The 15,402-nt window shown below is 55.9% G+C and carries 9 protein-coding genes; all 9 read right to left on the bottom strand.

The window, feature by feature from the left end:
• Positions 1-139: 139 nt before the first annotated feature.
• Positions 140-2,164 carry a serine/threonine-protein kinase gene (locus tag HMPREF2674_RS02705; RefSeq protein WP_070824752.1) on the bottom strand — a complete coding sequence of 675 codons (2,025 nt, stop codon included), beginning with the start codon at positions 2,162-2,164 and terminating at the stop codon, positions 140-142.
• A gap of 117 nt (positions 2,165-2,281) precedes the next feature.
• Positions 2,282-6,670: an FtsK/SpoIIIE domain-containing protein gene (locus HMPREF2674_RS02700; RefSeq protein WP_070824751.1), complete on the bottom strand. Its 4,389-nt coding sequence runs from the start codon at positions 6,668-6,670 to the stop codon at positions 2,282-2,284.
• A 134-nt stretch (positions 6,671-6,804) separates the two neighbouring features.
• Positions 6,805-8,091 (bottom strand): type 1 periplasmic-binding domain-containing protein, encoded by a 1,287-nt coding sequence (locus HMPREF2674_RS02695; RefSeq protein WP_246826158.1) that lies wholly within the window; start codon positions 8,089-8,091, stop codon positions 6,805-6,807.
• Between the two features lie 140 nt (positions 8,092-8,231).
• Positions 8,232-11,237: a prolipoprotein diacylglyceryl transferase gene (locus HMPREF2674_RS02690; RefSeq protein WP_070824749.1), complete on the bottom strand. Its 3,006-nt coding sequence runs from the start codon at positions 11,235-11,237 to the stop codon at positions 8,232-8,234.
• Between the two features lie 330 nt (positions 11,238-11,567).
• Positions 11,568-12,260 carry a hypothetical protein gene (locus HMPREF2674_RS02685; RefSeq protein ID WP_070483221.1) on the bottom strand — a complete coding sequence of 231 codons (693 nt, stop codon included), beginning with the start codon at positions 12,258-12,260 and terminating at the stop codon, positions 11,568-11,570.
• An 89-nt stretch (positions 12,261-12,349) separates the two neighbouring features.
• On the bottom strand, positions 12,350-13,009 hold the full coding sequence (locus HMPREF2674_RS02680) for a hypothetical protein (protein ID WP_070824748.1): 660 nt from the start codon (positions 13,007-13,009) through the stop codon (positions 12,350-12,352).
• A 3-nt stretch (positions 13,010-13,012) separates the two neighbouring features.
• Positions 13,013-13,723 (bottom strand): hypothetical protein, encoded by a 711-nt coding sequence (locus HMPREF2674_RS02675; RefSeq protein WP_141761789.1) that lies wholly within the window; start codon positions 13,721-13,723, stop codon positions 13,013-13,015.
• 178 nt (positions 13,724-13,901) lie between these two features.
• Entirely contained in the window at positions 13,902-14,339 is a 438-nt protein-coding gene (locus tag HMPREF2674_RS02670; RefSeq protein ID WP_141761788.1) for a hypothetical protein, read from the bottom strand.
• A 402-nt stretch (positions 14,340-14,741) separates the two neighbouring features.
• Positions 14,742-15,212 (bottom strand): DUF4190 domain-containing protein, encoded by a 471-nt coding sequence (locus tag HMPREF2674_RS02665; RefSeq protein ID WP_070824745.1) that lies wholly within the window; start codon positions 15,210-15,212, stop codon positions 14,742-14,744.
• Between the last annotated feature and the right edge of the window lie 190 nt (positions 15,213-15,402).

Genomic DNA, 15,402 nt, shown 5'->3' with positions numbered 1-15,402 from the left:
ACAACCCGCTTCGAAGAAATCAAAGAATAAAGAATTCAAAATTAATTAATAATCGTATACAAAAGCCCCTGGGCTGAGAGATGACCTCTCAGCCCAGGGGCTTTCTGCGTGCCAGCAGTAGCTTATCTGAGCACCACCGTTAGCGGGTGATAATCGCGAAGTCGCTGCTGGACAGGTTCGTGAAATTACCAATCTGCGCGTTCAGGCGGCACTTAGAAGTCACCGACAGCGCCGTCACCACCCGCTGATCCTCAGACACCAACACATGCCCCGAACAGCCATCCGAAAAACTAATCAACTGAGCATCCGGAGAAATCGCCTGAACCAGCGTCGAAAACTCACCCGTACGCGGCAAAACCATCAACGGATTCAACTCATCCGCACCACTCGGCCACACCGGAACCACAGTCACCGGCAAAACGCTCTGATTCACCACACGAGAAGGAACCCGCAACTCAATCGAACGCAAACGCTGAATCGGGTACGCCGTCGAACGAACCTCCCGATCAGAAATAGCCTTCGACGTCTCAGAATCAATACGGTTCAGCCATTCCTCAAAAGCACGCGAATCCTTAAACTCAGCAGACACATTCGCCCGGACCTGCACCACACCATTAGCCGGGATACTCACCCCAGACAGATTCCACGAACACGGAACGTCCACCGCAGTCACACTCGACTGATTCTTCGCCACGCCAGAAGACGCCTGACCGGCATCCCACGTCACCGAAGCACACGAACCACCCTCAACACCGGGAAGCACCTGCAAAATATCGCCCCGAAGAGCCGACTTCTGCGAGGAAAACTCAAAAGTCAGGCGGGCACTCTTATCCCGCGGGTTATACGTACCCTCAATACGGGTACCCAAACCACTCGGCAAAGACGCCGAACTACGGCTCGACGCAGACCATGACTCGGCCGTCTTAGGTGAACCCTTACCGCCGTTCAAACCCACAAAGACGAGTACACCCACAAGAATCAGAGAACCCAGGATAGCGCCCCACACCAGCGGGCGGCGCAAGGGCGAACGGGCAGGCTCCTCATCCTCAGCGACCTCATCAGGCACATATGCCGGTTGCTCCACCACAAAAGGAGCCCGGATAACCGTCTCATTCTGTGCCTGACCCAGCGACGGCATGCCCGCACCGTACAGCTCCGTGACATTCTGCCCCGGCACCGCAGAAATAGCAGGCTCAGCACCATGAACCACCGTAGGCGTGTACCCCACAGCGCCCGAAGACACCTCAACCCACCGGGGAAGCACCACATCAGTAGCGAAACCCTCAGCCAAAAGACGCAACTTAGCGGCAGCCTCAGCCGCGCCAGGACGCTGAGCCGGGTTCTCCGCCAACATCCCGTGAAGCACCTCAGCCACCTCAGCCGGAATCTGCGGCGACAACTGCACCGCACCACCACGCACCGGAAGAGGACGCGCCGCCACCAACAGCTCATGAAGAGTCACCGCGCACGCATAAACATCAACCGCCGGAGTAGCCACACCGTGTGCAGAACGCTCCGGAGCCATATACCCCGGAGTGCCAGAAAACGAACGAGAAGACCCCGAACCCGCAGAGCCGGTAAAAGAAGCAATACCGAAATCAGCCACACGAACCTGCTGATCCAGAGACTCTCCCAAAACACCGCTCAGCAGAACATTCTCCGGCTTAATATCCAGATGCATCACGCCCTGACGGTGAGCAAACTCCACCGCATTCAGAACCTGCACCATCAGACTCAACGCCAAACGAACCGGCAACGGACCCTTAGAATCCAGCTTCTGACGTAGTGAACCGCCATGCTGAAACTCCATCACCAGAGCCAGCACGCCGCCCTCAACCACCATGTCCGTCAACGGCACAATATGAGGATGCGACAGTGCCAACAACACCGAACGCTCACGCACAAAAGACTCAAGAACCACAGGGTTCTTTGCAAGCTCCGGGCGCAGAATCTTCGCCGCGTACAGAGCCCACGAGCCGCTCATCGTAGCGGCCCACACCTCACCGACCGCACCAGAACCCACCCGGCGCAGCAAACGATACGAAGAGCCAAGGGGAGCGCCCGCAACCAAGCCCCCAGCAGGCTGACCAGCAGCCTGCTGGGCAGGATGAGCATCACGACGCTCCGAGCCGGAGTACTGCGGCGAACCAGCAGGTACAGTCACGGGCTAACTCCTTAACATCAACTTCACAACAAGTAGGAAGACTCCCCAGACGGGGCGACCCCTACAGCAAAACGGCCGGTAAAGTTACACGATACCTCACCACACGCCAGACAAGCCCTACAGCCCGCCACGGTGCTGAGAATCCTCCGGGCTCATCAGCTGCACCAGAACCGGCGATCCAGCCAAGAACGCATAGCCACGGCCAACGCTCAGCTGAACCGGGGCACGCCTCGGAATAGTGCCGAACATGTCCATATCCATATCAACATTCGGCTGAACCACGGCACCCGTACGGAACTTACGAATAGCCTTCGTCCAATGGCTATACAAAGGACGCAAATCAGTCGGCTTACCCGTAGCAATAATGTGAACGTCCGGGAAGTCACCCTTCACAATCGCATCAAAAACGTTCATCGGGTCATCTACGCGGTCACCATCATCAATCAGCAACAGCACCGGGCCCGCGGCATCCTGCAAAGCCGCCTGCACCTGAGCAGAAGCATTCTTGCTCTCAAACACCCGGTCAAAAACGCCCTCCGGCACATTCACCAGACCGGAACGCTGATCGAAGACAGCCCAAACCTCCGGAACCTCAGCGGCATCCATGCGTGCGTTCTCCGCCGCGGTAGCGTCACCAGACGCCAACGCGGCAGATACCGCCTGCTCCGCCGCAGCCCTCGCCCGAGAAACCAGACGAGCAAACGCAACCAGCAGAGAAGACTTACCCGAACGCGGATTACCCGCAACCATGGCGTGCTCACCCTCGTACAGCTCGAAAGCACACGCCTCCAGCGTGGCCTCAGCAATACCCACAGGGATACGCCACAGGCTCGGAGAAAACTCAGCGGCAGGCATGCTCTCCCACGAAACCCATGTCGGCAACTGGCCAATCACATCACGCTTAGCGGGAGCCTGCGGGAAGCGCTCACGAATCATAGAGACGGCCTCCTCCACACCAACAGCGGGAGTAGCCACCTGCATCTGACGCAGATGCTTTGGATCAACGCAACGGCCGGGAATGGACGCTGGCACATTTGTACCGCGAATACCGTACGACGAATAATCGTGAATATCGCTCAGCTGGAAGAACCACGTCTGCAACGAAGCATCAAGAATCTGCGAGGGGATATTCTTCGCGCGGCTCGTCGACACCACGCAGTGAATACCAACAGCAGGGCCGTCCGCATACACGCGGTAGAAATTCGCCAGCAAATCCATGCTCACAGCGTCAGAGAACTCATCGCGCAGCGTCGCAAAACCATCCAAAACAATGAAAAGAGGCTTACGGCGTGACGCGTCAGCACGGCGAGCATCAAGCTCCGACTTCACAAAACGCAAGAAGCGAGCCTGACGCTCCCTAGCGCCCTGACCGGTACCCACAGCAGACACAACGTGCGGCAGGGAGTGCAGAGGCAACAAACCATCAGCGCCCATATCCACCAGAACAATATCGATGTCCTCCGGCGAATAATGCTGCGCCAAACCCAGCACCACAGACTGAATCGTCGTGGTCGTACCGCTACCGGCAACACCCACCAACAGCAGGTTGCTCATCTCAATATTCCAGCCCATAGGCACCTGACGCTGCAGCTCAGGCTCATCACCCAAAGTGCACATCAGAACACCGTCCTGGACACCACCCACAGTGGGAAGATCCGGGTCCGGGAAGCCGCGCACACCAAAATCAGCCAAATCAACATACGAACCCAACGGTTCCGGCCACACCTTACGAGGAGCAACCGCGCCACGAGCCGCATGAGCCGCCACAACAGCATCAATCAGCAGATCCAGGTCATTCGCATCACTCGACGACACCTTCGGACGTGCACGCTCCGAACGAGGAATACCGATACTATCGGTCGCACGAACCTCCAGAGAAGTCACCACCTCAGTGCCGCTCTGACCCGTCACCAGGGCAGTCTGCACCGGTGAAATATCATTCTGGCCCAGCTTCACATAGGCGCGACCCATCTGCGAACGCGAAATCTCCGAAGCATCCGGAACACCAATCACGTTCGAAGAATCCTCACGGCTCTGCACACGCAACGCCACACGCAAGTTCGTATTCGCCAGAATATCGTCATTCACCACGCCAGCAGGACGCTGAGTCGCCAAAATCATGTGAACACCCAGGGTACGACCCACCGCACCAATACTCACCAGCGACGACAGGACATCCGGGAAGTCCTTCGCCAGCATCGCGAACTCGTCAATCACCAGCAGCAGGCGAGGCATCGGCTCCGGAGGGTTCGTCGCCAAATAATCCTTAATGTTATCCACACCCTCGCCAGCAGCCGCAAACAGGCGCTGACGACGATCCATCTCCGCCTCCAACGACTCAATAGCGCGGTGAGCCAACTGAGCATCCAAGTTGCTCAAAGTACCAATCGTATGCGGCAGACGCTCACACGTCTTAAACGCCGCACCACCCTTAAAGTCAACCAGAATAAAGTTCAAACGGCTCGGATCGTGGTGCGCAGCCAAACCCGCCACCAACGAACGCAAAAACTCACTCTTACCCGAACCGGTGGTACCACCCACCAGACCGTGAGGACCGTCCTTCACCAAGTCCAGCGTGAACGCGCCAGAATCGCCCACACCAATCTCGGTGCTGAAACCATTAGCCTGCGACCAAAACGCCTCAATATCCTCAGCACCCGGAGGGGTCGGCAAACCAACCAGCTCAGGCAGCTTCACCAGCTGAGGCAAACCGCCACCCAGCAGCAGACGCTCAGGGTCCTCATGATGCGCCAAAGTACGCGCCACATGAAGAGCATCCTCAGCGCTCACACCGGCGAGCACACCGTCAGTGACCGTGTAACGGCGGCGAGGCTCCGAATAGGTTATAGAAGCCTCCTCACCGATCTCCACGACCGAAGTACAAGACGCCGGAAGACGGTCAACGGAAGAAGCCAACACAATACCGGCAACACGGCGAGCGCCCGCAGCAGCAGTCTTATTCGCCATCAGACGCACTTCATCGCCGTACGCCAAAAGGTCGCGTGCCGGCGACTCGCGGCCCTCAGTGAGGGTATCCGAATCAACGACCACGCACAGGCCGCGGGTCGGAAGAGCCTCAATGTCATGGTAAAGAGAGCGCAGCATCTGATCCGACTGCTCCTTACCAGAAGCAAACCAACGCATCTGCTGGTTCTGCGCCATGCGGATATGCGGAAGCCACGACGTCCACACCCAGTCCTGCGAACGCGCGGAATCAGCGCAGACCGCAATCGTCATATCTGCAGGACCCGTATGGGTCGCCGCCTGCAGTACTAGGCTACGCGCCAGGGCGAGAGACTGCTCACGCGGCCCCACGATGCCGATAGCGCCACCCTCACGCAGGTCAGCAATCAGCGGAGCATCCCACAGGGTATTGTGGTCAAGAAGATGCTGAACCTCAGGCTCAGGGTTGCTCGGTTTCGTCAGCTCAGGAGTCCAATGAATATGCCCAGTACCTATGTGGAAAGTCAACAGGTCAGGGCTGGTGCTCCGGCGACGCCACAGCGTCATCGCGGGAAGAAGCGCCCGCAGCTGAACGGTATCCGGTGCCGGGGCAAGGTCACGAAGACGCTCAACCTCCTCACGGTTGCTCAGAGCGACACGTTCCTTAAACTTTTCCATTTCCTGCTCAAAACGCACACGCTCCTTCACCTTGTCCTTGGCGTGACGACGTTTCTGCTCCACCCACATGCCGATACTCAGGACGGGGCTGAGCATCGCGAAAAGGGCGTAACGAATCTCCTGCATAATGGCGACCATTGCCGCCGCCATAATAAGCGGGCCTATCGCCATCGCAATATTGAACTTTGGCGGGTCAGAAATATTCTTGCGGGTGGGCGCCTCCACTTTCTCCGGGGCGCTCAACGCACCCTGACGCGGCGGACGGTTAAACGGCGCGGTGCCCGATGCGCTCACATTCGGGGCGCTACCGGGGCGAGGTGCGGCCTTCTCCTGAGGAGCAGGCCGCAGGGTCAGAACACAATCGCCAACGTGGATCGTGGTGCTTTCAGAAACAGTCAGACCTTCCTCGGGAATCTTCTGACCGTCCACAAAACTGCCGTTCGTAGAACCCGGGTCAGTGATACGCACCTTCTGAGTGCTCGTCGACTCATCATGAACCACCTGCAAGTGCAGGTGCTCCCACGACGCGCTCGCCGTGGGCAGCACAATGTCGGCGTACGGGGAACGACCCGCCACCAGAGGACGCGAAGAGGGGATAGGGTGCGGCAGGGTAACCGTCGAACCACCGCCCAAGCACACGCTCCAGCCCTGCACCAGGGAAGGGTAGGAGAGCGGTGCCCTAGAGATGCGCATACCCTCCATCGGCTTAACTTCCGCTAGGGTGGAGGAGGCTGTCACCGGGCGGTTATCGCAATACAGCGGCTCGTCGGCGGGCAGGGAGGGACCACCGGTCGCCTGGACGAGATCAGCGATGGTCGTCTCAGGCTGCCAGGAGTCTAGTTCATAGCTCCCGTTATGCTCTTCAAGATCAAGGAAAAAGCGCATAAGGTGTTCTCCAAAATAGATAAATCGTGAGCCCTGCTGGTGGACGGACTAGAAGTAATACCCGAAAGCCGGGGTGTGATGGACCGGCTCTGCACGGATTAGGCTTTGCTCGGATTAGGTTTTGTGCGGAAAAGCTAGTCGCGAGATTCTGAAGTGAACGTGCGAAGCATCCACACGGGCGGGTTCACCGCATCCGTTGAGGAAGACCCGCCCTGAATCATCGAAGCTTCCGCGGTCGGGTAAAGAAGACCCACCTGACCGCCAGCGGCGTAGGAAGACGAAAAATCCAACGGATACGCCACTGTGGAATCTTTAGCGTCCAGCCGGAGAGTTCCTAGAACCCGTCGAACCGCATCGGGAGTGTATTCACGAACCCGGCTCGTGGCATATGCAAAGGCTAAGAGAGCATTATGGGAGGGAGCATCCGCCCACACTGCCGAGTTCGAGAACGACTGTTCGCCCGACAAATCCTTGAGCGAAGAATCGTTCTTCATCCGTTCCACCGTCGACACAAACGCCGAAGAAGCACGACCGGCATCATCAGCACTCAACGCCGCAGCACGTGCCTGCATACGCCCCACGACGCGAATATTGTCGGTCAGGGAACCGCCGTTCTCCAGAAGGAGCCGCGTAAAAGGCTCCGTCAAAGCTTCCTCACCTGCAATCACGGGAGAAGTAATGCCAGCCCTCTGGAGAGAACGAAGAACCTTTGCCTGAGTCGAGGCAGAGCCCGCTAAAACAAGAATCGGAGACGAGCCCGAAGACTTATCACCCAGAAGGCGCGTCAGCTCCTTGAGAGTGTCCTTCATGCTGTCTTCATCAGCAGAAACCTGAACGCGATTCGTATAGGGAAGGTCAGGCACAGAACCCTCACCCGCATCCAGCAGGATGGTGTGCACACCATCCTGCTGCTGCGAAGAGCCCGTGCTAGATACACCGGCAAGCGAACGAATGGCAGCCGTATAGGCCTGCTTCTCCTGCTCAGGGTCCAGAGCAAAACTCCACACCCCATCGCCAGTATCTACCCGGTCATACGTTTCAATCACCGCAACATTGCGTTCCTTGGCGGCAGCCGTAGCACCCCGAAGATGTTCCCCTTGAGAAGCAAGCACAATACCCAAAGCGCCCTCAGACGAGAGCTTCTCTACCGCCTCACGGGCACCCTGCTCCGTTCCCTTATCATTCGCATAAAGAACCTTCACAGACGAATTACCCAGAGCCAGGCGGTACTGTGCAACACGAGCACCCTGAGCGTTCAGACGCCACGCAGACCCCTCAGCATCATCACCGAAAGTAGCGACAACACCAATAACCGGCTCACGACCAGAGGCCGGAAGAGAAATAGCCTGCTGAACCGTCACCGCAGACGCAGGGTTCGTACCCGTACCGAGCGGCAAAGGCTGAGGAGTTACAGCGCGCACGCCATACCAGATCCCCACCACTACAAGGCTAAACAGCACACACAGACTGACACACCACACCACGGTGCGCTGAGTGAGCCGCCTGCCCTCGCGGCGGTGAGGACCTGGATCAGAACCCAGATGAGGGGAAAACCCCACGGCTAATCACCAATCTGGAAGGTGTACACCGTCTTCACCTCTGCACTGCCAGCATTCGACAGATGGAAGGTAGGCAGAGAACGCAGACGTTGCAGCGAGGCCTTGAACTGCGCCTGACGCTTCTGCAGAGCAGCGATATCCTCGGAGCGGAGGTTCGTGTAACCCTGAGCATTCTGCATCGCCAAAGCAAGCTGGTAGTCAGCGGCACCCGCCTTTGCACTATTGCTCTTGAGTGCGCCCAAGAGGCCAGCACCCTCAGCGCTGCTATCGCCCAAATCAAGCATGAGCTTCGACAGGTCGTTATTCAGCTGAGCAGAAGCACCAGCCAAATCTCGGGTAGCGTTCTCAGTGCGGGTGCTCAGAGCAACCAGAGAACGCTCGGTCACCGAGTCCAGGGACTGACGCAGACCCTCAATACGCTCATTCATATCCTTATGCTGAACCTCGATAGAATCGCCAGCCACCTGAACCACGGTATTCGCGGTATCAGTAATACCTGCAATCGATGCGGCGAATGCCTCCTGGGCAGTCGAAGCGGCGGACGAACCGTTACTCGAAACCTTACGGATCTCTTCGTTAATCATGCCCGTTAGGGTGTCGCGAGTTTCGCTGGCAGAATCCTTGAACGCTTCCTTAATAGCGCTGGAGAGATCTGCCTGCGTGTTCGTCATATCTTCCAGGTTTTTACCCAGAGCATTGACGGTATCCGAAGCCGAACGGATACGGTCACGCAACGAAACCTTCGCTTCGTCAGACAGTTCCTTCTTCTCGGCGTCCTGGTTCTGTGCGTTTACGGCATCATCCAGGGTCTTCTCAACCTCACCGAGAGCACCATCTACCGCGTTCACAGCATCGTTAAGATTCTTGGCGTCGCGAGCCAGGCCCTCCTTGGGGTCATCCATAGAGGTTGCGGCAAGGACCTCATCCCATGCTGCTACGGCCGTGGCGATACGCTGCTCCATCGGAGTACGTGTAGCAGAGGGGTTCGGGGTGATGATACGCCTGTTCGCGTTCTCCACCGTGATGGAACGCGTATTACCTTCAGTGGCGGTAGGCTCGGCAGAAGGCGCCTCGGAGGACGGGGCAGTGGAAGGCGACTCATTCTTCGACGGCTCTGCGGAAGGGGTCGCAGAAGCAGATTCAGACGGTGCGGGGCTAGGTGCTTCAGAAGAAGGAGCCGCAGACGGCGAAGCCTCACCGTTACAAGACGAAGCTGTCAGGTATCCACGCAGATGCTCCACCTGCTCAGCAGATAGAGAGCCGCCGCGCTCAGTCGACAGAGCGCAAAGTTGCTCCGCCAGTTCCTGGTTCTGGGCGCTCATGGAACCAGAACCTTCCACCAAATCTGCACGAGCGGAAGCCGCACGAGAATGAACGTTCTTGATGCTCTCAATCAGACGACTCGACGTTTCCTTCAACTGGTTCACACCCTGACGAGCCGCGCTGACCTTCTCTCGCAAAGCGCGCACAGCATCAGCGTCAAGAGAGGACGGGTCCTTCTCCATCTGCTGAACAATCTCATCCATCTGACGCTTCAACGCCGAATAGTTGGTGTTCGCACCCTTCAAATACTCCGGCTGCAGATGATCCACAATCTTTTCGCCGGTAGCAACCAGCGCAATCAAAGAGCTCTGCACCGTCACCGACGCACCAAATAGGGCACAGGTTACCGAGCCGTTAGAAGAGCAAGTCTCAGCGGTCGGGTGCTCCGGGCCCACAATCTCACGAATCGAAGCCGTAAGATCCTGCTGGCAGTCTGAGCTTGCCTCCGCATACGCGTTCAGGACCGCAGAGAGCTGGACCAAGTTACCGTATACACTACGGCTACTTGCATCCTCCTCACGATGCACAACACAACGACCATTACTATGCGAAACAGACACATTGGGGCGCGCTGTCGTATCACCCAGCATGGTGTGAAGAGCCGCGACGGTACGTTCCAGCTGGGAAATTAGCTGAGAATTATTGGTACGCGAAGCCTCAGAAAGGTCCTTCTGCAGGTTCTCAATATTCGCCTGCAGACCCTGCATGGTCTTCGTCAATGATTCATTCTGAGTCTTCAGGTGCTCGGCAGCGTCCTTACCCAAAGTTGCAGACGTATCATCCAGGCTCTGACGCACCTGAGCAACCTGTGAACTGGCGCTATTCAACGTTGAGTTAACCTCGTTGACGGTATCGATGGTGCGCTGCAGAAGCGCCACCTGAGAGGCATCCTGAGAGGTGAAGCCATTAGTAATGATTCCCGCGCCAGACAAATCGGACGCAAAACCAGGCTGCACCGAAATATTGAAGGTGGGTGCGCTAAAATCCTTCGCCTTAACCTTCAACACAAAAGAAGAGGAACTACCGGTCACCGGAGGCGCCGAAATAGCGCCCCACTGAACAACAGCCTTACCTTCATCATTGGTGCTTACCACGCCATTCGTCGACGAATCAGTGGCATCAGGGGTCGTAATAACCTGGGTCGGAGAACCCGAAAGAACAGTAGAAGCAGCGATGGAGAACGGAGTACCAACCGGTGCGGGGCTAGTACGGCTGGTACCGGATGCATCATAGGTGACGTCCTCAGTCTTCACCGTCAGGTTTTCGACCGTAACCTTAATGGTGATTTCGCCACTGTAACCATTCAAATCATTCAGGTTAGTGCCGCTACCGCGCTCGCTAGAATACTGCAGGCTCACACGCACGGGAAGGTCATTAACGACGTCCTTCGGCTTGAACTGCACATTGCTCGAGGAGCTCGTGCGGTCCTTGTCGTTAACGTAAATGTTGGTCGACTCAATCGACGAGACCTCACCGTCACGGCCCATCTGAACATTCACGTTCTGCAGAACATTAGTAGCGTTCTCCACCTGGTGGGGGCTCTGGGAAGTGACAGTGCCCTTATCGGAAGGGGCGCTATTGTTGTTCGTGCCCGTGGAGCAAGACGAGAAAATAAGTGCCGTAGTGACACCCAAAATCAAAGGAAAGCGGAATAAGCGCTGACGCGCGGTGGTGTGGTTGGTCATGATGATCTTTTCGTTTAAGTTATGTGTCATGCAAGCAACCGATAGTGGCGCACCTGAAACGCAACCAAACGATGCCTGCAGAGGTAGACGGAGGGCCGGGCCCAGTACCACTCTATCAGCCTAATCTGAGAGGGCGGATAATATTTCGTCCTAGTCGGCGCCTCATTAGGGGATTCCATTCAACCTTGAGGTGATAGTCAAAAGTATTTTTTATTTTGTTTTAATCTCGTGTGTTTGCCGAGTGCTGTTCGACGTAGAAATACTCTGCGGCCGAGGTTATTTCCCAACCCAGGAACTTTCTCTATGCATGGGGGCTGTTGTCGTGCGGTGCTACATCTTGATGTCCGCTAGGCCGGTGATTTTGTTGCGCCTTCTGTATAGCTTCCTGAACAGGGGCTGCGTCCACTCGAGGTTATCCCACGTATCAACCCACGCCAGATCCTGCGGGTCCCGCATATCGGGCCAGCGGTCGAACTCAAGCCTAAACCGTACGATGGCCAGCAGCCGGTGGTTCTTGCCAACGGGGTCAAGCTTAGCGATTTCCTTGCCTTTCTTGGTGTAGAAGGTGGCCTTGTCAGATCCTACCCCAGTCCATTCCAATTCTTCCTCCGCCTCACCCTGGAAGTAGAAAACCTGGTCGATAGCCCTAATCGGGTAGGAGGTCACGGCGGCGAACGGTGAGAGCTTCTGCTCCACATCGTCTGGCGTGATTTTCGTGTACACCAGGTGAACGTGCAGAAAGTGGTAGGGGAAGAAGAGCAGCATGATGAACGCCAGCAGGTTGAAGAGGATACCGAGCTCAACCTGCGTGTAGAGGTAGAGAGCGAAGAAACCTGCCGGGAATATGGGTGTGAGAAGGCCTATGAGTGCTTCACGGCGGGGCACGCGCGTAATGTAGATGCCTTCGTCGCGCAGCTTCATGTCCTGGCGCAGGTGCCTATCATGCAGAACAATGATAGTGATGGCGCCGATGATTGATGCGAGGGTGCAGGTGCCCCAGAGCAGAAGGAAAAAGGTGTGCATGATGCGTGCTCCCCTTTCGCGGTGTTGGTGGTGTTCGTGCCGGTTGTGGCTCTTTGGATGTAGGGGGTAGTCGGCGCTTATCGAGCGGGCTACATGTAGACGTCGGCGAGGCCAGTAACCTTCTCACGACCCCTGAAATAAAGAATGGTCATACCCCTATCGTCCAACTCATTCACCTTCGCCACATCACCCGAATTATTCATGCCAGGCCAACGCTCGTTCTCAATGCGGAACCTGACAATTGCCAAGATCCGATAGTTATTGTGGGTAGTCGGACCGAAGGCAGCAATCTGTTTACCTGAGCGGGTATAGAAGCCCACCATATCTTGATCTTCAACATTCAATGTTTCGTAATACACGATGCTGTCTATCGCGTTAATAGGGTAGCGGGTTGGGTTGGCTGACCAGACACGCTGCTCGATACCTTCAGGGGAGAGCTTCACATATGCAACAAGAATATAGCGAGAACACAAGAAAAAGAATGACGCTAAAGCAATTCCGGCGATATTAAACCAGATACCCATATTTCCACTATGACTATTGGCCATATATAGCAAAAAAGGAATGAACGGATTAATGATGCAAGTCCATACTTCAAAGCGATTTACTCGCCTAATGTAAATTCCCTGCGCTTCTTTTTTCTTATCTTGGCGTCGATTAATCTCATACCTAATAATAATGTAGGGAACAGAGATGATGGAGAGCACTAAGATAATTCCCCAGAAAATACTAAAGAAGGTATCTAGCATGTTCTACTCCGCCTCCTGAACGCTAGCATGAGAAGAGGAATCCGCTTCTTCCTCTTCGGGAATAGAAATACCCACAGTGACGTACCTCTTCACCGACCACGCGTTCATCGCCACCGACGCCGCGAAGAACAGCGCAGGCAGCAACTCCAGACGAACCAGCGAATATCCCAAGTACCCAAGCGCAATACACCCAGCCAGGCCAGCCACGCCAATACACACGGCACGCAAGGTGCGGTACCCCTCAGACCCCTCCTCAAAGCGGGTGCCCTGCAGGTAGAAGAGGCCCTCACGCACAACACGCAGGAACCCCGGGGCCAGGAAAAGCGCAACCGCCAGAGCCGCCGGATCATAGCCTGCAGTCATGAAACTGGTCAGAGGAACCACGAGGCACAGAACCGTGAAAATAGCCGCTGATATAACGCCCACGCGGGTTGAGTACCTATTCATCTGCTCCATGCGCTGCAGGTCAGGAATCTCATCATTAGGCTCGATGCGGTAGATGAGGAAGGCGACGATGATTAGCCCGCCAACCATGTACCAGGGGGCGAAGTTCGTCTCTGGGGTCCACGGAGCCGGGTCCCCCTGGAGTACACCGAAAGCCGTCAGAACCGTCAGTACAATCAAGCCCACCGCGTTGATGGAGTAAACGAAAATAAAGAAGCGGTGGAAGAGGCCTCCGGTCGCTTTATAGCCAATATTTTCAGCGTTAATCATATCTATGTAAGCAAGATTCAGAGGGCTTAAAACGAAGAACAGCGCACCCCAAGGCCATACCCCAATAACGGCCATCACTAGAGATGCAAGAGCTATGAAGCTAAAGCAGAACCACAGGAAGATTAGCCATAGGATTCTAAAGGTTTCAGAGATAGCGTTCATGCTATTTCCCTTTCAACTATTTGGACTCTGCCACAGCGCGGTCGAGGATGCGCTGCAGGTGTTCCGGGATTTGTCGGTACTCTCCGGCCTCGGGGGAGCCAATCTCGTACGTGCGGGCGTAACAGAGACCCTTGATGAGGGCGTCCATGTCCTCGTAATCACCGAACTCTACAAAGAGTTCGGGGATGTACTTAGGCGGCCAAACACCGTAGCGTTCACGGAAGAGAATCATATGGTAGATGTAGGTGGCGTCAAAGAAGACGGGGCTGAAACCCAGGCGGTAGCGTCCCATCTGGCTACTGCTGATGAGCAGGTGTCCGCCTTTGCCGTTGACCTGCATGTGTATTTTGGTGATGCTGCTGTAGTCGAACTCGCGGGTTTTGAATCGCCAGTTCCGCCATTTAACAGTGGTTTCATTCTGCTGGATGTAGAAAGAGTGAACATGGATGGACATAAGCCAAAAACAGGACCCTACGATACTTCCAAAGATGAGGAAAAATATGAAATCTTCAAGCGTTTCTGAAATCCAGAGGGGCACCAAAAAACACACAAAAAGCGTGAAAAAATCCAGGCAAACAACAGCCAGCAGCGGCTTTTTCTGCCGCTGTCCCAGAGGAATATAGCCTTTGGGGCGGTTGAGTCCTATGGAGCCGTTGGTGACGGTTTCGGCAAGAAATTTTCTGAACATTCACTGTCCTAGTGTGGTTGGTGAATAGAGGCCGCGCAGCCATCGCGCAGGGTGGAGGCGGCGCCTCCAGAAGATATGGTTGAGGGGCGCTCGCAGGCACGGCGGCTACCGCGTGAACGAACGCCCCCTCCATCAGCGACGGCTAATCATGGAACCAAATAAACCGGTTTACTTATCCATCTCGTAGACCCAGCCGCCAGCATTGCAGTAACGCTTACCATCCTTCTCAATGATGTAGTAGCCGGGCTCGTGGTTCTCACACTTCTGGATAACCTCACGGGCCTCTCGGTTAGACTTCTCAAGGTTCGCCGCACGAATCTGGAAGAAAGCAAAGGTCGCAATATACGCCACCAGAACCAGCACGAGAGCGGCAATCGCCATGCCCTTACCCTTGCCGGTGCCATTCTTAACCATGACCAGAGCGATCACAGCGAAAATAATGGTCGGGATGGTCAGGAACGAACCAATGACAAAGATGCCGGTCAGTGCGGAGATAATGCCCAGGACTAGTGCGGTTACTGCCGCCCACTTCTTTTTCGGTGCCTCGACGGGTGCGCCGTATGCAGGCTGTACGGTGGGTGCCTGCTGGGTGAATTGCGGCTGCTGCGGTGTAGCCGGCTGCGGGGTGTTTTCAGACATGAAAGTCCTCATTTCGTATGTGGTTGGTGAATATCCGGAAGCGCGCCACCGGCAGGTGGCGTACCTTTCCCAAGGATACTCTATGTGCTTGAAAGCTCTGACAAGTGGAAATGTCGAGCACTTTGATGGTCTATGGGTTAGGTGGCTAAAAAGTTAACTCGGTGCAAGGCTCGGGTGAAGACTGGGCGAC

It is taken from the genome of Rothia sp. HMSC062F03 (assembly GCF_001836905.1).
Classification (GTDB): Bacteria; Actinomycetota; Actinomycetes; order Actinomycetales; family Micrococcaceae; genus Rothia; species Rothia mucilaginosa_A.
This window is presented reverse-complemented; position numbering and strand designations above follow the sequence as displayed.